This is a genomic window from Bacillus shivajii (assembly GCF_020519665.1).
Taxonomy (GTDB): domain Bacteria; phylum Bacillota; class Bacilli; order Bacillales; family Salisediminibacteriaceae; genus Bacillus_CA; species Bacillus_CA shivajii.
On sequence record NZ_CP084703.1, the window covers coordinates 1,842,523 to 1,860,348 of the forward strand.

The 17,826-nt window shown below is 34.7% G+C and carries 16 protein-coding genes; 13 read left to right on the forward strand and 3 right to left on the reverse strand.

Features of this window, described 5'->3' with window-relative positions:
- Positions 1 to 79 precede the first annotated feature (79 nt).
- From istA to LGQ02_RS09030, 6 genes are all read left to right on the forward strand, one after another.
- Positions 80 to 1,657 carry an IS21 family transposase gene (gene istA / locus LGQ02_RS09005; protein ID WP_226517846.1) on the forward strand — a complete coding sequence of 526 codons (1,578 nt, stop codon included), beginning with the start codon at positions 80 to 82 and terminating at the stop codon, positions 1,655 to 1,657.
- Positions 1,654 to 2,418 (forward strand): IS21-like element helper ATPase IstB, encoded by a 765-nt coding sequence (gene istB, locus LGQ02_RS09010; RefSeq protein WP_226517847.1) that lies wholly within the window; start codon positions 1,654 to 1,656, stop codon positions 2,416 to 2,418. The genes istA and istB overlap by 4 nt, the downstream gene beginning before the upstream one ends.
- Before the next feature lie 215 nt (positions 2,419 to 2,633).
- On the forward strand, positions 2,634 to 2,972 hold the full coding sequence (locus LGQ02_RS09015) for an NIPSNAP family protein (protein WP_226517848.1): 339 nt from the start codon (positions 2,634 to 2,636) through the stop codon (positions 2,970 to 2,972).
- Between the two features lie 631 nt (positions 2,973 to 3,603).
- The gene (locus tag LGQ02_RS09020) at positions 3,604 to 4,074 is read left to right on the forward strand and encodes a DUF4188 domain-containing protein (RefSeq protein WP_226517849.1); all 471 of its coding nucleotides are present in this window, start codon (positions 3,604 to 3,606) and stop codon (positions 4,072 to 4,074) included.
- A 1,300-nt stretch (positions 4,075 to 5,374) separates the two neighbouring features.
- Positions 5,375 to 6,100 (forward strand): alpha/beta fold hydrolase, encoded by a 726-nt coding sequence (locus tag LGQ02_RS09025; protein ID WP_226517850.1) that lies wholly within the window; start codon positions 5,375 to 5,377, stop codon positions 6,098 to 6,100.
- 304 nt (positions 6,101 to 6,404) lie between these two features.
- Positions 6,405 to 6,950 (forward strand): hypothetical protein, encoded by a 546-nt coding sequence (locus LGQ02_RS09030; RefSeq protein ID WP_226517851.1) that lies wholly within the window; start codon positions 6,405 to 6,407, stop codon positions 6,948 to 6,950.
- Between the two features lie 267 nt (positions 6,951 to 7,217).
- Here the strand turns inward: LGQ02_RS09030 and LGQ02_RS09035 are convergent, their stop codons facing one another.
- Both LGQ02_RS09035 and LGQ02_RS09040 read right to left on the reverse strand, forming a co-directional pair.
- Positions 7,218 to 7,886, reverse strand: coding sequence for a deoxynucleoside kinase (locus LGQ02_RS09035; RefSeq protein ID WP_226518269.1), 669 nt, complete (start codon positions 7,884 to 7,886; stop codon positions 7,218 to 7,220).
- A gap of 71 nt (positions 7,887 to 7,957) precedes the next feature.
- A complete protein-coding gene (locus tag LGQ02_RS09040; RefSeq protein ID WP_226517852.1) occupies positions 7,958 to 8,608 on the reverse strand; it encodes a deoxynucleoside kinase in 651 nt (216 codons plus the stop codon).
- Between the two features lie 200 nt (positions 8,609 to 8,808).
- Here LGQ02_RS09040 and LGQ02_RS09045 point away from each other — a divergent pair, with 200 nt between their 5' ends.
- Positions 8,809 to 9,657, forward strand: a complete 849-nt coding sequence (locus LGQ02_RS09045) for a DegV family protein (RefSeq protein WP_226517853.1) — start codon at positions 8,809 to 8,811, stop codon at positions 9,655 to 9,657.
- A 105-nt stretch (positions 9,658 to 9,762) separates the two neighbouring features.
- Here LGQ02_RS09045 and LGQ02_RS09050 read toward each other — a convergent pair whose 3' ends face one another.
- Entirely contained in the window at positions 9,763 to 10,101 is a 339-nt protein-coding gene (locus LGQ02_RS09050) for a DsrE family protein (RefSeq protein ID WP_226517854.1), read from the reverse strand.
- Positions 10,102 to 11,123: 1,022 nt separating this feature from the next.
- Between LGQ02_RS09050 and LGQ02_RS09055 the strand changes: the two genes are divergently transcribed.
- The 6 genes from LGQ02_RS09055 to LGQ02_RS09080 all read left to right on the forward strand — a co-directional run bounded on the left by LGQ02_RS09055 (position 11,124) and on the right by LGQ02_RS09080 (position 17,717).
- Positions 11,124 to 11,978: a patatin-like phospholipase family protein gene (locus LGQ02_RS09055; protein ID WP_264184026.1), complete on the forward strand. Its 855-nt coding sequence runs from the start codon at positions 11,124 to 11,126 to the stop codon at positions 11,976 to 11,978.
- Between the two features lie 82 nt (positions 11,979 to 12,060).
- Complete coding sequence (locus tag LGQ02_RS09060) at positions 12,061 to 13,857, forward strand: S9 family peptidase (RefSeq protein WP_226517856.1); 1,797 nt, start codon at positions 12,061 to 12,063, stop codon at positions 13,855 to 13,857.
- Between the two features lie 128 nt (positions 13,858 to 13,985).
- Entirely contained in the window at positions 13,986 to 14,396 is a 411-nt protein-coding gene (locus tag LGQ02_RS09065; protein ID WP_226517857.1) for a hypothetical protein, read from the forward strand.
- 133 nt (positions 14,397 to 14,529) lie between these two features.
- On the forward strand, positions 14,530 to 15,729 hold the full coding sequence (locus LGQ02_RS09070) for an MFS transporter (protein WP_319003526.1): 1,200 nt from the start codon (positions 14,530 to 14,532) through the stop codon (positions 15,727 to 15,729).
- A 181-nt stretch (positions 15,730 to 15,910) separates the two neighbouring features.
- A complete protein-coding gene (locus LGQ02_RS09075; RefSeq protein WP_226517858.1) occupies positions 15,911 to 16,081 on the forward strand; it encodes a hypothetical protein in 171 nt (56 codons plus the stop codon).
- A 1,093-nt stretch (positions 16,082 to 17,174) separates the two neighbouring features.
- Positions 17,175 to 17,717 carry a DUF420 domain-containing protein gene (locus LGQ02_RS09080; RefSeq protein ID WP_226517859.1) on the forward strand — a complete coding sequence of 181 codons (543 nt, stop codon included), beginning with the start codon at positions 17,175 to 17,177 and terminating at the stop codon, positions 17,715 to 17,717.
- Positions 17,718 to 17,826 lie beyond the last annotated feature (109 nt).

Below are 17,826 nucleotides of genomic sequence, written 5' to 3' on the forward strand. Positions count from 1 at the left end.
CCAAAAGAAGGATTGAAAATAAAGCCTCATATCGCAGTATGATTATCCTTTGAGATATATTGTGATGGAGGTAAAAAAGGTGGATAAGTGGGAAATGTACATGGAAATTCAGCAGTTATTAAAGCAAGGTTTCAGTAAAGTAAAGGTTGCGCAAAAACTAGGAGTTTCAAGAACTACGGTATATAGTTATTTGAAAAAGTCACCTAGTGATATGCATGAGTGGATGCTTCAACAAAAAGGAAGAGCGAAGAAGTTAGATCCTTATAAAGATGTTATCCTTTCTTGGTTGGAGAAACATCGAGATATGTCTGCCTCTCAAGTATTAGATTGGCTGCAAGAACAACATGGGGTTGAAGACGTTGCCGAGAGTACAGTTAGAAGTTATGTTAGGGAATTACGAAATGAATACAACATTCCTAAGGAATCAGTCCCTCGAACATATGAAGCCATTCCTGACCCACCATTGGGTGATCAAATGCAAGTGGACTTTGGACAGACCAATCAACAGTCTAGTAATGGAAACAGTGTAAAACTTCGTTTTATTGCCTTCGTGATGTCCAATTCTAGATACAAGTATAAAGAATGGCTGGATCGTCCTTTTACAACAAGAGATGTCATTCGCGCTCACGAAAATGCCTTTCAATACTTTGAAGGTATTACGAGAGAGATTGTTTATGACCAAGATGCTTTGTTGGTTGTCAGTGAAAATGGTGGAGATGTGATTTTAACAAAGGAATTTCAAGCGTATAAGGAAGAAAGGAAGCTAAACATGTGGGTTTGTCGAAAGGCCGATCCAGAGAGCAAAGGTAAAATCGAAAATGTAGTAGGTTATATTAAATCAAATTTCGCTAAACATCGGGTGTTTCACGGTATAGATAAATGGAATGAGGATGGCTTAGCTTGGCTGGAACGAACAGGAAATTATAAGGTTCATAACACAACAAAAAAGAGACCAATCGAAGTGTTTCTCCTGGAAAAGCAACACTTACGACCGATCTCTTCACCTATCAATAGTTTTCCTATTGATAACCAATGTAGTTCAAGTATATCAAGGAAAGTACGAAAGGACAATACGATTTATTATCAGTCAAACCGTTATTCTGTGCCACTAGGGACATTTGAGAAAAATCCAACCGTAACGGTTTCGATACTTGAGAATAATCAAATCGTCATCTGTGATATTGCCACAGGAGAAGTGTTAGCTAAACATCCACTCTCCTCTGAAAAAGGCAAGCTCATTCAAGATCGCCAACATACACGGGATCGTACGAAAGGAATCGATAGTTTTATTGAGTCCATTGTGGAACAATTTGACGACAATGAACTTGCCTTTTCCTTTCTTCAAGGTGTACGGACAGCATATCCTCGTTACATTAGAGACCAGCTTCAAATCATTTCAAAGGTATTAAAGAAAAATGATCGAAAGATCGTCAATTGTGCACTGATGGAATGTGTAAAGCAGAAGCTCTTTTGTGCAACAGATTTTAGCGATATGGTTCAGTACCTTGACCGACAACGACCGTTGAACATTACACTCCCTCAGCAGACAAACAGGATTAAACCACTTTATGAAGAAAGTGAATCACTCATGAGTGTAAAGCCAGCTACAAGAGATATTAAGGAGTATGTTTCGGTTTTGGCAGGTGATGACCTATGAAACCAATAAAGCAAGCAGAAGAATTATTAAAATCTCTGCGGTTCTCTGAAACGTCAAAGAACATTACTGACTTAATCAAAGAAGCAGAAGTAAACGATGCATCTTATACAACCTTTTTATTAGACGTTCTATCTTATGAAAAAAAGTGTCGAGAGGAAAAGTTGATAGAAAAACATATGAAATGGGCGACATTCCCCTTCCACAAGACATTAAATGAATTTAACTTAGATGAACAAGCATCGTTAAGTAAAAAGCAATATCATCAATTGAAAGAACTAACTTGGATAGAGCAATTATTTAATTTAATCTTATTAGGACCGCAAGGTGCGGGTAAAACTCACCTTGCGGTAGGGTTAGGTATTGAAGCCATTCATCAGGGGTATAAAGTGAGTTTTATTTCAATGGGAGAAATGATACACACGTTAAAAACAGAAGAAGTAACGAAGAAATCACAAACAAGAATGAAACGTATAAGAAATTCAGATTTAGTCATTATTGACGACATGATGTTTATGGCGATGGATCAAAGAGAAGCAAACTTGTTCTTCCATTTAATAAATGATCTATATAACAGTGCATCAATTATTATCACTTCAAATAAAGCCCCAAGTGATTGGGGTGAATTAATGGGGGACCCAAGTATAACCGCAGCTATTCTTGATCGCTTAATTCATCGTGCAGAGGTTATTCATATGAACGAGGATAGCCATCGAATGAAATATCGAAAAACCATATTTGGAAATGAAAGTGTTCAAAATTAATTAGCAAAAAGTGTTCAATTTTACTTGACGGTTACAACTTATAGCCTACCAAGAATTTTTAAAAGATTTACCGAAAGACTATGACGGTATTCATAGTGATATTTTATGGAGCGAATATAAGTCGCTATATGAAAATGATTAGTGCAGTCGTTATACAGTTATGTAGTTAACGTGGAGGTTTGTGAAAAAAGAATTAAAAAATTGGAGGATACTCTATGTTTTATAGGAGAAAATTTTATACTGTGAAAAGTGATTTTGTCGAAGAAATTAATAACCATTTTAATAAAACGAATCTACCAAATCAATTAAAACACGGTGCGCGTTTGGTAGGGCGTTGGATGAAGGACAATGGAAATAATACCTATGAAATCTTTGCTATATGGGAGTATGATAGTTACGATGATTACATAGAAATTGAGTCAAATGTAAGGAGTGACATGCCTCATGTTCAACGAGTAAAAGACTGGTATGAGAAAAATGGTGGCAAAGACTATATTTTAGACAATTATATTTTGGAGGTAAGAAACGAAGCATTAGAGTCAACTGTGAAATAAATATAAAACCTACTTTAACAACGGGTAGAGATAGATGCACATTTGGGCTTCTAATTTATTCAATATGTATGCCTTTTATTAATTGTTATCGCTTACTTTTTTAAAAGCGGTGTGAGATAAATTCAATACCATTTCAGGATTCATTAGTAACATTGTTCAGCTATAAAGCTTTCATTCATAGTAATCCCAAACTTCGACTGAGAAGAGGTAATCAAATAATGATTCCGGATTAAGCTATAGATCATCACTGTTTTCGGTTTTTCAGAATATTAGTGTAAAGTTCAAGTAAAATCAGGTGATTTTTATTTTCTTCAACTTCCATCAATTGTTCCAACTTTACTATGTCCTGTTCCATATACGCTTGATTAACACGACTAAAAAATGAATCAATTGTCTGGTTCGAATAATCATAATGTATAAACAAAAACTCATCATAAGAAAGATCTAATCATGTAAGCAACTGATTCATTGATGTGAGGGAGATATCTGATTAAAAGCGTCTCTTTAATAAGGGATGCTATTTTTTCGCTCAAAAAAGGAAAATAATGTTAGAATTAAAATGATAAAACTTATTAAAGTCATGGGGAGAAAAGTTGAATAATGAGGTCTTTGATTATAGGGAGGAAGTTATATGAGCAAGAAAATTTATAATGGTAGGTTTATTGCCAATTCTGAAGAGAGCTTCGTCTTATTTATAATTGGGATGCGTATAAACAATCTCTTTTCGTTCACAAAATGGATACCAATATTTAAAGCAATGGGACCGATGATAAAAGAATTATATCAAAGTCCAGAATTAGGTTTCTATCACACTGAATATCTATTAAGTTGGCGAGGCATAACCCTTATTCAGTATTGGAGGAGCTTTGAAGATTTGGAGGCATATGCTCGTGGAGAAACACATTCTACTGCTTGGAGAAATTTCAATAATAAAATAAAGAATGATGGTAGTGTTGGAATATATCACGAGACTTATAAAGTCCAAAAAAATGCATCAGAAGCTATATATAATAATATGCCAAAATTCGGGCTTGCCAATGTTTTCACTCATATGCCAGTATCCTCTACCACAGATACAGCAAGGGATAGGATAGAGAAATGATTTATAAAAGTACCCTACTTGGATTTCTTTCTTGTAGTATAAAGGTATCCTAAAATTTTTTATAAAACCAACGGGATAAGTTTACTTAATAAGAGACGCTTTTTTTGTCCGAATAAAAGGGAAATAATGTTAAACTTGAAATAGTAAGCTTATTCAAGTAATAGGGATATTGCGTTAAGAAGGAATAGCAAGAAATGGAGGAGTTCATTATGGTCGGGTTTTCAAAGCTATCTGGTATAGTTTAATTGCTGGATGGGTTTCAGAACGTTTTTGGATTATTATGTGGAACGTTACTCTTCTTGGTTCAGTTTTATTCCTAGTCATTGGATTTTCATCTGTGTTTATAAAAATTAAACAAGTAAATCGCTACCTTTTTCCGATTTTGGTTTTAGCGATTTCTGTGTCAAGTTTGTTGATGGGAAATCATATTGGTAGCAATACACAATTGAACGTTTTTGTTCTTTATTCATTTGCATATTTTACACCTCTATTTGTAGGATTAATTGCAGTAATTAGTGCAACACAATATTTCAAAAATACAAACAGTATAAGTTGACGCAAGGACGACCTTGAAGAAGTAATTCATACAACCCAAACATTATATGAAACAAACAAATTTCAGATATAGAAAAAAATACAATTGATGAAATCATTGAAGCGTTAGAAAGGCAATTACTATTATTATTTTCAATCGTCATCTTTTTATTATTTCGGGATGTGATGATGAGAAAAAGATGAAAAAATATATGCCATAAAAAAAGTAGATCGTTTACTTGTGGAGGTAGTAAGTTTGGAAACTAATAGCAACCATTCAAATAACATAAAGCTAAAAGCATATCGTAATTCGTCCAATACACTTTTTCTTTCTTATGCATTTTTTGTAGTATTAAATGATATGTTATTAAATCGAGAACTCGATTATAAATATATCTTTACCATTACATTTGTTTTAATGATTTTTGTTTTCTACATAACAATTCTTATAAGCAAATATAGAAAGAATAAATCATTAAAAAAAATAACCCTTACTAATTCAAGGAACGGAGAGCGTTAGTGAAATGAAATGTTGCAAATCTTTTTTGTATCTGTGGAATGGAAAATGATGTTAAAGTGGAGGGCAGCATTGTTTATTTTGAAAAAAATAATGTTGAGGTGGGTTAATGATAAAAATATAAGCTAACGGAAACGTTAATCAATCTGTCGTTGAGACGCTCCTTGTTGTGCTAACGAACTAGTTTTGTAGGAGCTGAATTATATATTTTTCTCATTAATGATTAAAGAAAACAAAGGGACGAATTATATGACAAAAGAGATGTTGATACAAATAAGCAATTGTAAACTATATGCCAAATTAGTTGGTGAAAATAAAGGGAAACCAACGATTGTCATGGATGCTGGATATGGGGATGATTCGAAGGGGTGGGATTCAGTTATATCAGATGTTTCAATGCTATCGAATGTTCTAATTTATGATAGAGCAGGTCTTGGGAAGAGTGAATCTAGTTCTAACTCAAGAACAAGCCGTGCGATCATAAAAGAGTTAAAAGAACTTCTTACTGAAGCGAAGGTAGAACCGCCGTACATATTAGTCGGTCATTCATTTGGAGGAGTTAATTTACGATTATATACAACTGAATATCCTAATGAAGTATGTGGACTTATCTTACTTGATTCTACGCCTGAAGATTATAGAGAAAGATTTCTCCCAACGATGCCAAAAGAATTTCAACAAGCTTATAACAAACAATTTGTTTCCGAGTGTAATTACGATGAATTTATGGAAAGTTTAAAACAACTAAAACAATCAAAAAGAAATGTAGATGTACCATTAATTGTTTTGTCAGCAGGAGAAAAAGCTCATTATTCAGAGGAATCACAAACGTTATGGAATGAAATGCAAAAAGAGATTTCTAAAATATCACAAAAAAGCGAATTCATCATTGCTGAAAATAGTGGCCATTATATACAGAATGATGAACCAAAAGTGGTAACTAGTGCAATAAAAACTTTGATAAATAAGATTTAAGATTAGATTGTGCCAAATTGCACGTTAATGAAACTGGGTATGGTATATTATTTACACTTTCATTTATTTTTCTAATGGGTCTGGTTATTTTTCGACTAATGAGAAATAGAAAGGTTGATAATAAAACAATTAGGTAGTATTCTATTTTGTTTAACAAATGGTGTAACAAGTTCTGTTATAAGCACTTCAAAGAGTGAAAAACAGGAAGTTTACTAGGTTAGTAACTCCAACTTTACAACGGAGGATTGAAAGAACCAAGTTTCTTGAAACGTCATTCTACTTATATAAGACAAGGAAGATTAAATTGAAAACAAACGTTAACAAGGCTAAAAACATTTTTATAATCGGTTTATCGATTGCACTAATTATTAGCGTATTTATGTTATATCATGAGAAGTTAGAAAATAAAAAAGAGTATGAATCTCAATATGAAAGCTTTTTAAATCGTTTTTACTTTAATTTAAGTGATGCCAAAGCAGAATTAGATGTCATTTTAACAGACGACATAGAAGGTGAGCACCTTAAAAGAAGTTTGATTGTTGTAGAAAGCAAATTAAATGAATTATACGCGATATTAGATTTGGGAAATGCAACCGTTAATCGAGGAATAAGAAAGCAGGATACATTTCTTCAATACTCTAATACAGTTTCAAATTTTGCTGAAAATGATACATTAACAACGATAGAAGAAGATTTCATTGAAGGGATGAATAAAGTTTTAACAGTAGTTGAAAATGGGTTATATTCAGAAAAAATAGGACAAGAAGACCCTAATTTAACGATAGATGAGTTTAATAATATTCTTAAAGAGGGTACTGAACTGTATATAGAATTACTAAAGAATAATTAATTTATTTCACAACTATTCTTCTTAGAAGCTTTTAAAAATAGAGATTTATGAAAATGATTAGAGAGAGAGTGGTTCGACCAGTCACAATTCTAGGAATGTTAAAGGTATAAACCGATAAACATCAATGTAATAGTTTGTAGAGGAAGAGGTAATAAGGTTTACAGAGCTAATCTATAAAAAATGGTCACTAAGAAAAGAACCTTAGTAACCATTGATATCATCAGCTTAAAATAAATAATATGAGAGCAATTGTATAGCAATCGAGTTTTACAGTTTTAAATAATTGATATCTTCATGCTGCAGGCGTTCCAAACCGCGAATGATCTCTTGAACAGACTCAGGGTCATTACAGTCGTAGGAGTCGATGTCTAAATGTAAAATGGGACAAACGTCAAAATTAGCAATCCAATTTTGATAACGGTTGTATAGCCCTTCCCAAAACTCATGAGGCGTTTGAATTTCCATATCGCGACCTCGACTGTTAATTCGGTCTAAGATTCGTTCTAACTTACCGTCAATATAAATAAGCACATCAGGTTTAGGGAAGTACGGGGAGAGGACCATGGCTTCAAAAAGTGATTTATACGTTTCGTAATCACGGCTTGTCATATTTCCATTTTCATATTGCATCCTTGCAAAAATCCCTACGTCTTCATAAATGCTTCGGTCTTGAATGTAGCCGACTTTTTCTTCGTGCATCATTTTTTGTTGTTTAAAACGTTCGGCTAAAAAATAGATTTGTAAATGAAACGACCAAGTTTTAAAATCAGCATAATAATCTTCTAAATATGGGTTGCCGTCTACTTTTTCAAAAGAAGCTTTATAGTCTAATGCTTCGGCTAGCGTGTTTGTTAACGTAGACTTACCAACACCAACTGTACCAGCTAAAGTGATTAGCGAATGGTCGTTTAACTGATGCGGTTGTTTTAACATAATTTTTTCAATCCACCTTTATCACACTTTAAGACAAAAGTTAGCATCATTTAAATGCTAGGTGCAGTCATTTTCTAAAAAAGTGCTCTTTTTTGTTTTAAGAATAAATCGACATGATCTAAAATCATTTGAAAATCAGCTTCATTATTTACGAAGTCTATTTCATCACCGTTAAAGGAAAGGACAGGAACATGAGGATTTACTAGACGATGATCCTTTATATATTGATGATAGTCTGTTGAAAGACGTTCCAAATAATCTGGGTCCATTGCTTGTTCCATCGCTCTGCCGCGTTTTTCAATTCGTTTCATCAATGTCGGTAAACTAGCATGTAAATGAATAATTAAATTTGGTCTAGGTAAGTCGGAAGTCAAGATTTGATAAATACGCTCATATTTATGAAGGTGATCTTCTTTTAGAGTTTGTTTAGCAAATAAGAAATTTTTAAAGATATGATAATCACTGACAACTGCTTGACCTTTTGACAAATAAGAATCATATGTATCTTCTAATTGTTTATACCTATTACATAAAAAGAACATTTCCGTTTGGAAACTCCATTCATCATTGTCTTCATAAAATTTGCTTAAAAATGGATTTTCATCGACGATTTCTTTTAATAAATGAAAGTTATAATGTGCAGACAGTTTTGTTGCTAAAGATGTTTTTCCTACTCCGATTGGACCTTCGACGGCAATAAATGGAGCATGAAATTGGTTGCTCATATATTTTCATCCTCCTTTCACATGTATGATAAAAAACAAATTATATTTTAACACATTTCAACAAATAATCCTTCATTTTTCGGCAGAAGATAAAATAAACTGACAAATTTCGGAGGGAGCTAAAGGATTTTTCTTAACAAGGAAAACGGAATATAGTATGATTGACATAAAGTAAGGTCTTTTTATAAAGGGGTGCTCATGTGAGTAAACAGGTAAAAATTGTAACAGATTCGACATTAGATTTACCAAAAGAAGAAGTAGAGAGGTTAGGTGTGACGATTGTCCCTCTTTCCGTCACGATCGATGGTGAATCATACATTGATGGTGTTGATATTACACCAGAGGAGTATACGAGTAAACTTACTCAATCAAAAGATCTCCCACAAACTTCACAGCCATCCGTAGGCTCATTTTTGGAGGCATACAATAATTTAGGTGAAGATGGGAGCCAGATCATATCCATACATATGACTTCTGGAATGAGTGGGACTTATCAGTCAGCAAAAACAGCTTCTGAGATGACAGATAGTGATGTAACTGTGGTGGATTCTTCTTTTATTTCAGTAGCATTGAGCTTTCAAGTAAAAGAAGCGGTTTCATTAGCATCTAACGGTGCCACTGTAGAAGAGATTGTCAGCCGATTAGAGGAAGTACGTAAAAACACATCGATTTATATCATGGTTGATACGTTAGATTATTTAGTTAAAGGTGGGCGAATTGGTCGAGCAAAGGCACTTGTTGGATCTTTGTTAAAAATTAAACCAATTGCTTCACTGCAAGAAGGTGTATTTACACCAGTTTCAAAAGTTCGGTCTCATATGCAAATGATTAAACTATATAAGAAGAAGTTTGAAGAGGAAACAGCAGGAAAGCTTGTACGAGGAATTGGGATTGCTCAAGTTGGAGCAAAAGAATTAGCATCTGAATTAAGAGATCAATTGAATGAATTAACAGATAATGAAATCTCCATTATTGAAACAACACCGGTCATTAGTACACATACTGGACCTGGGGCAATGGCATTAATGTATTACACAGATGAAAAATAACGCATAAAAAGAGGCGACTTATAAGTGCTCAGAGCACAATGGATTCGCCTCTTTTTATTATTCATTGTTATAAGGGTCGGCATTATAAAACAGATGATTTCATCATTAAGTTATCGTCATGACTTCGAACTCTTTAGAGAGTTTGATCCACTCATGCATACTTGAAAGGCGGCCAACATGTAAGTGATCTGTCACACCATATTCTTCTGTACACGTTTTACATGCTAAAATTAATACACCACGCTCTTCTAACTCTTTTAAATGTAACGCTGCTAAAGATTGTTCAGTTAATGATATAACACCGCGGTTCATACAGAAGATCACAGAAGGTAAGGCTTCTTCTTGCTTTAATAACGAAAAATACGTATTTAATAAAGATTCACCTAATGCACGATTTCCGTCACCTAATGAGTCAGTGAGAAGCAAAACCATTTTTTCTTGCACGATAAAAGCCACCCTTCTTAAAATAGTCCTCCTTTATCATATTAACTTGAAAAGATTTACATTCATAAGAAAATAAACAATGATCATTCACTCACATCTATGCGAACCAATTTCTTCATTTATCTTATTTAAAGCAATACACTCTCAGAATTTGTATAAATTGATTTTTAATTTTCATCAAGAGTGAATTAATTTCATAATTCAAAATAAGATGGGAAATTCCGAATGATGAGCGTGAACTTCACTTGAGACGGACGCTTTCCCGAGGGCTTGTCTTCAGCTAACTTAGGCTCGACAACTCTTCGCCTAAGTGGATCTTCAGCTCGTTGTTCCTGCGATTACTCGTCACAGATAAACAGTGCTCCTGCGGTTACTCGTCGCAGCTCGAAGCAGTTCGAAGAAGTATTGCTCGTCGCTGATCCTCCGGGAGTCGCCGTCTTTTGTTACGTTCACTTCCAAATAAAACGTACATGTAATGAAAAAAATTATGATATCATTCGTTTCATTGTGCAAAAAACGTAATTATGAAATTGATTCAAGTAATTATATTTTACAGTCCCGGTTGTGTCTCAATTGTTTAATTTAAAGAATACCTTTAAACATCAATAACATGGGAATCTAGAGTCCAGTTTAATAAAATTCATGTCATTCATTCAACGTTTAACAAACATCTTAACTTCAGAAATTCTCTCATCGATTTTTTATTTTGAAATATATTTGACAGCTTGTGCGAGACTCCAGCGGGAATAGCACGAGACGAAAATCACCCAAAACGAATGTGCTGAGTTTTGGGAAGCCCGTGCCGTGCCCGCGGAATGCGAGCACATAAGCTGTCAAAAATAGAAATTTATTTTGAGTGTATAACCAAAATGAAAGACAATGATGAAAGTAACTCGATAAAAGTAGAAACGATGATTTAACCAATTGATGAATATTCGCCAATTCGGTACAATAAAAAATGGACAGTCAACTAGGAGGGTGAAGAATTGGTGAAAGCTGGACTTGTTTTAGAAGGTGGAGGTATGCGCGGTGTTTATACAGGAGGAATTCTTGAATACTTTTTAGAAAATAACCTTCACTTCCCGTACATCGTTGGAGTTTCCGCGGGTGCATGTAATGCTTCTTCGTATATTTCAAAACAGAAGGGGCGTAATAAAGCGGTAACAGTCGGTTATGCGGGTCACCCTGATTACTTATCGATTAAAAGACTGATTAAAAATGGTGAACTTTTTAATATGGATTTAATATTTGATCAAATTCCAAATAAAGAAAATCTATTTGATTACGATAAATTTTTTAATTCCAAACAAAAGTTTTATATTGGTGCAACGGATTGTTTGACGGGTGAAACAATTTATTATGAAAAACATGAGCTTGGCGAAGATTTAAATAAAATATTACGAGCATCATGTTCTCTACCAATGGCAGCACCAATTATTGAACATGATAAAAGGCCATTATTGGATGGTGGAACGAGTGATCCGATCCCTATAAATCGATCGATTATAGATGGCAATGATAAGCATGTCGTTATTTTAACGCAATGTGATGGCTATGTAAAAAAGCCAGTAAAACGTGGTAAATGGTGGTTTAAACGAAAGTATAGAGATTATCCAGGTTTAATTGACGTCGTAGAAAACCGCTCAAAAACGTACAATGATTCCCTTGAAAAAGTACGACAGTTAGAGAAAGAAGGGAAAGCGTTCGTTTTTAGACCGGATGATTTGCGTGAGGTAACGAGAATTGAACGTAGAAAAGAACGTCTTCAAGCGCTCTATGATCACGGTTACGAGCAAGCAAAAAAACGGTTTGACGAACTAATATCATTTTTAGAAGAATCAGCAGTCAGCCTTGAGAAGGAGAGAAAAACCAACTAACGGGGGTTTTTCTCTCCCTCTTTTTTTTGTACAATAATCATGGCATCAAAATTCAGAAAAGTTCGAAGAAAGGGATGTTAATATGATTAATTTTAATAAACCAACGGTAGAACAATTTTTCAGAACGTATGCAATTACAAATTTTACGGTTTCAAGTGACGAATCAAGAATACTATTTTCCACGAACTTAAATGGCAAAATGAACGTGTGGGCGATGGATCTACCAAATGGATTTCCATATTTATTTGCTCATACAGAACAATCTTGTAACTTTTTAAAAGAAGATCCGAACAAGCAATATGTATTAGGTGGTTTTGATCAAGATGGTGATGAAAACTATCACATGTATGCATTTCCTTACGGCGGTGGGAATAAAAAGAAGATCGTAGAAGGGACAAAAGAGGATAAGTTTTATTTCTCGCATTTAAGTGAAGATGGAAAACGAATGTTTTATGTTACAAGTCAAGGCAATCCACAATTTCTAAAAGGATATGTTTATGACCTTGAAAAAGATGAACACAAACAATTATACACCGGTGAAGGTGCCCCTACATTTATTAGTGCTGTTTCACCGAACGAAAGGTACCTTGTGACGATTAAGATGATGGCGAACACCTATAAAGTTGGATATTTACATGATCTAGAAACGGGTGAAGTGAAACCGATTAGTGAAAACCCTGAGAGCGTTCATGAATTCAACCAAGGCTTATTTATATCAGATGATGAAATTCTTTATTTGACGAATGACGAAGCAGAGTTTACATATGTGATGAAATATGAGATTTCATCGGGGGATCGAACAAAATACGCTTCATTTGACGACCAAAGTATTGAAGGCATCGAGTGGAATAAAGAATCAAAAACATTGTATCTAAACACGGAAAAAGGGGTGGTTGATTCCCTTTATACAGTAAGTGAAGATGATCAGTCCCCGAAACGAATCGATTGTCCTTTAACGACGTTCGATCAAGTAAAAGTTGCAAAAAGTGGCAACGTATATGTACTAGGGAGAAGTGCAACAGAGCCATTTAATTTATATCGTTTAAGTGATGGCCAAAAGTGGGAAAAACTCACAGAGAACAAAGTATTGGGCATTGACGAAGCTCAGATGGTAGAGCCAGAAGTTATCACATATCCTTCCTTTGACGATAAAGAAATTGAAGCGCTTTGGTTTGAGGCGAAACCTGAAAATGATAACGGTCATGTAATCTTCTGGCCGCACGGAGGTCCGCAAGCAGCTGAGCGTAAAAGTTTTCGAGCGATGTTCCAATGTTTTTTAAATAGAGGATACTCGATCTTTGCACCAAACTTTAGAGGGAGTACGGGGTATGGAGCAACGTTTAAAAAGCTTGTTGAACAAGATTGGGGAGAAGGGCCACGACTTGATTGTGTAGCAGGAATTGAATGGCTTTTTGAAACTGGCAAATGTGATCGCGATAAACTATTTGTCCTAGGTGGAAGTTATGGTGGATATATGACGTTGTTACTAGCAGGTAGACACTCAGAATATTTCCGTGCAGTTATTGATATTTTCGGTGTGTCGAACCTATTTACTTTTATTCATTCAGTTCCTGACCATTGGAAGCCAATTATGGAACGTTGGCTAGGAGATCCTGAGCGGGACAAAGAAAGGTTAACGAAAGATTCACCGATTACCTACCTTGAAACAATGACCAAGCCAATGCTTGTGATTCAAGGTGCAAATGATCCGCGAGTCGTAAAAGAAGAATCGGATCAAATAGTTGATGCATTGAAAAAGCAAGGAACAGAAATAGATTATTTAGTGTTAGACGATGAAGGACATGGTTTCTCTAAAAAAGAAAATGAAATTGAAGTATATAAGACAATTTTACAGTTTCTAGAGAAGTACCGTAAGTAGTAATTGGGGTTTGGAGGGTCTGAACAAAATGAGGAGTGATCTCATTTATTCAGGCTCTTTTATTATGTTTTAAAAAAGGATTAATGGTAAAATAATAAATGGAATTTAGAATATAAAGCAGGTGTAGTATGGACCGTCGGAAAAGTTATCGAATGTTAGCGATTTTATTATTTCTCATGTTTATTAGCTTCATTGCACGATCATTTCTATATTTTTTTATTGCCCTCGTTATTGCCGTCATTATTTTCTTTCTTCTTAAAAAAGACAAACAAGCAAGAAAACGAGTACAGGATCATCCACAGAACTCAGAAAGTAACAAGGTTTCAACACCAAATTCAACCATATTATTTAGCTCACTTTTTTTCCTTGGCTTCATCATGTTTAGCTATGGAGTGACAGGATATTTAAACATTGAAACAATCTACGATCAATTTGGTGTGATGGTAGATGAATGGTTCATCTTGATTTTTTTCAGTGCAGTTGGTTTCTTTTTAATGATGACAGGAATGACAGTTATGATAAAGAAGTGGCTGAGCTGATGAATATTTAAGGGATTGATATTCATCAATCTCTTTTCAATTTTTAAATAATTCGGTATACTAATAATTAGAGTAACGAAATAAAAAAGAGAAGGTGTTTATCATTTCTGTTGAAAGACGCAATTTGCTGATCATGTGGATAGCAAATTTTTTTGTTGCAGCAAGTGCAACCATGGTAATGCCGTTTTTGTCCTTGTATATTGAAACATTCGGTAACTTTACTGATGCATACGTGCAAAGATGGTCGGGTTTCGTTTTCGGAATTACCTTTTTAGTTGCGTTCATTGTCTCACCACTTTGGGGGAGATTTGGCGATCGGTTTGGTAGAAAAAAGATTTTAATTATTACAGGCTATGGAATTGCCTTATCGATTTTTCTTATGGGTTATGTTGATACGGTTTGGGAATTATTCTTTTTACGTTTCTTCATGGGAATTGTTACTGGGTTTATTCCGATGTCAATGGCATTGATCTCAACACAAACGAGTAAAGAGATAGCGGGTAGGGTTCTTGGAACATTACAAATGGGAACAGTATCTGGAGCACTTTTTGGACCGCTAATAGGAGGGGCATTAGCTGATGCATTTGGTTTCACATACACATTCATCCTTACTGCAATAGTCATTGTCATGGCGACAACACTTGTGTTATTTGGGATTAAAGAAAAGCTAGTCAAAAATGAAGGTGCAGATAAAGAGAAGAAAAGTATGAAAGAAGTGATCAGCTTTATATTTAAAAGTCCGATGCTTGTCATGGTCATGCTTTTATCGTTAATTGTGCAGATGGCGAATTTTAGTATTCAGCCTCAGCTAGCGTTATACGTCGGACAATTAATGACTGCGGAAAATATTGCCTTTTTAGCTGGACTTGCATTTTCAGTGACTGGTTTAGGAAACTTAGTAGCAACGAGGGCATGGGGGATTTTAGGTGATAAAATAGGCCATGAAAAAGTGCTCATCCTTTGCGTGTTGATGGGAGGAGTACTGTTTTTACCCCAAGCGTTTGTCACGAATATTTGGCAACTCGTTATTTTGCGGTTCTTATTTGGTATACAAATTGGTGGAATTATTCCATGTGCTACGGCGTATATTCGTCGTAAAGCGCCCCTTTCTATCCAAGGAGAGGTGTTAGGTTATAACCAAAGCTTTCGATTCCTTGGTAATGTCTTAGGGCCTGTCACGGGTGGTTTGATCTCAGGGTATTTCTCCATTGCTGCTGTATTTTACTTTTCATCATCGTTATTTATCATTGCAGCGCTATTACTGCTTGCTGTTTATGTGAAAAATCAAAAGCAGAAAGAAGAAAGGGTTAGCGTCTTTTCAAAAGCACAATAAGTGAACGACGGGGTATTATGGAAGTTGCGAAGAAATACAATCCAAGTAATCTTTGAAACTCGCAAGTAAGCTGAACAAATCGAAACAAACACGAACGAAGACATCGTTTTTATACACTGCCAAGCAACTGTCATGATAGAATAGTAGGACCGCATGACTTAATTGGGGGTGTATGTTGCCTATGGTATTAACCGATAAAGAAAAGTTGTTATTGATTCGGCTATTAAAAAAAGAAAAGAGAAAAGCTTTTGGCATAAAAGAAAATAAAAAAGATGTTCAGCAACTCTTAGAAAAGCTCGAACAAAATAAGCGAAATACAAAAGTCAATGAAGTGAATCCGTCAAAATTATAATGTTTTTTATTACGTTGTCCTAAGTTATCTAAGGAGTTCGATTTAAAGGGAGAAATAGAAAATAACAGCTCATTTTTGGAGGTAATTCGCGCCTGAATTATCTCCTTTACTTTGTTGTTATTGAACCAACTTCATTAAACACTTCTTTAAAATTGATTGACAGGTTCAGCATTTGATTTTAAAATTTTGATTTTCCTCGCAGTTGAAATACACTTCGCTTGCGCCCTGGGGTGAAAGCGAAGGAATTTTTGAACGGATGCTTGCACCTCTGGGCACAAGTGTGACATCCGTTCAAGCTGCACTTCGTTTGCTTTCACGGTGTCTTCTTTGCCGCGGGCAGTAGCATATGTTATAAAAGATGTTTTTTTTAGTTACAAATGAACAAGATATTAGATGCAAGAAGCAGTTGAAATAAACGTAGACTCTAGCTGGAACAGCAACGAGCATTACATCTTCGAACTGCTTTGAACAAATTCTTCATATAAATGTGTTCTCGGTTGTTTTCAACAAAATAACGTATTAATTAGCACCCTTTTTAAAGAGTAATTAATATGAATTAGTAAGTTATTATTTGAAGTGATATTTTTAGATCTAACTTTAACATTTTATCAAGAGATAATTATTAATGAACTAGGCTATATTCGCATTGATTTTATAACTCGAAAAAGTGACAGGCGGTGAATTAAGGATATCCGTCAAAAATCCGAAGACTCCAGCGGGACAAGCAATAGGCGAAGATCCAACAGGGCTATAGCCCTGTTTAGCTGAGGCATTGCCCGCGGAAAGCGAAGGAATTTTTGAACGGATATTTATGTGCTCCAACTAAACGGATTCGAGTGCTTATCTAAATAAAAAATACACAATTAAAAGGACACATATAAAACTTTATGTAAAACATGTTGCCAGTTCTTTTGTTTTTATTGTTTTTCACCTCGAAAACGGAACTACTTAATTTTTTGACGGTAAGAATTTTTGTTACGACGCTGAAATAGTTAGAGGACACAGAAAGTCTTTATTTCACAAATAGAACGTAGTATACTTTGATTGATTCGTCAAAATTTTACAGAATGATAACGTGATAGGAGTATGAAACATGAATCTTTGGAACAAACTTGTTAAGCATCATATAAGAACAGTGATCGTTATTACTGTCATTGTCAATGCACTTATTGTTTTACTATCTTATCTTCCAGGATATGATGGCCAGCTTCCGTATTGGGTGACGCAATTGCCGTTACTGAATGCAACATTAAATAGTTTCACCTTTATATTTCTAGTTTGTGCATTAGTTGCAATTCTAAAAGGAAATGTTACATTACATCAGCGTTTTATCTACAGTGCGTTTGTAACGACCGGTATTTTCCTTTTTTCTTATGTTACGTACCACTTTTTAGCCGAATCAACAACATTTGGCGGCACTGGACTAATCGCAGGTGTTTATTACTTTATTTTAATTACTCATATTATTTTAGCAGCAATTATTGTACCTTTAGCTTTAATGAGCTTTTTTACAGGATATAAAGATCTAAGACAAACACACAAAAAATGGGTACGTTGGACGATGCCCCTTTGGCTTTATGTTAGTTTAACGGGAGTACTCGTTTATATCCTAATCTCTCCATATTACACGTATTAGTAAGTGTATCGTAATTTAAACAGCCTAGTATCAGCGCTAGCGAAGATTAAATAAACCGATTGTTAAGGTTTCTCTTCGTTTCGCATAGAGATACTAGGCATTTTGTATA

What these genes read in the sequence shown, in the direction of transcription:
- LGQ02_RS09015 (WP_226517848.1), top strand. Translation starts at nt 2,634, where the DNA reads ATGTTTTATAGGAGAAAATTTTATACTGTGAAAAGTGATTTTGTCGAA.
- istB (WP_226517847.1), top strand. Translation starts at nt 1,654, where the DNA reads ATGAAACCAATAAAGCAAGCAGAAGAATTATTAAAATCTCTGCGGTTC.
- LGQ02_RS09080 (WP_226517859.1), top strand. Translation starts at nt 17,175, where the DNA reads ATGAATCTTTGGAACAAACTTGTTAAGCATCATATAAGAACAGTGATC.
- LGQ02_RS09075 (WP_226517858.1), top strand. Translation starts at nt 15,911, where the DNA reads ATGGTATTAACCGATAAAGAAAAGTTGTTATTGATTCGGCTATTAAAA.
- LGQ02_RS09060 (WP_226517856.1), top strand. Translation starts at nt 12,061, where the DNA reads ATGATTAATTTTAATAAACCAACGGTAGAACAATTTTTCAGAACGTAT.
- LGQ02_RS09070 (WP_319003526.1), top strand. Translation starts at nt 14,530, where the DNA reads ATGTGGATAGCAAATTTTTTTGTTGCAGCAAGTGCAACCATGGTAATG.
- LGQ02_RS09065 (WP_226517857.1), top strand. Translation starts at nt 13,986, where the DNA reads ATGGACCGTCGGAAAAGTTATCGAATGTTAGCGATTTTATTATTTCTC.
- LGQ02_RS09040 (WP_226517852.1), bottom strand. Translation starts at nt 8,608, where the DNA reads ATGAGCAACCAATTTCATGCTCCATTTATTGCCGTCGAAGGTCCAATC.
- LGQ02_RS09055 (WP_264184026.1), top strand. Translation starts at nt 11,124, where the DNA reads ATGCGCGGTGTTTATACAGGAGGAATTCTTGAATACTTTTTAGAAAAT.
- LGQ02_RS09025 (WP_226517850.1), top strand. Translation starts at nt 5,375, where the DNA reads ATGACAAAAGAGATGTTGATACAAATAAGCAATTGTAAACTATATGCC.
- LGQ02_RS09020 (WP_226517849.1), top strand. Translation starts at nt 3,604, where the DNA reads ATGAGCAAGAAAATTTATAATGGTAGGTTTATTGCCAATTCTGAAGAG.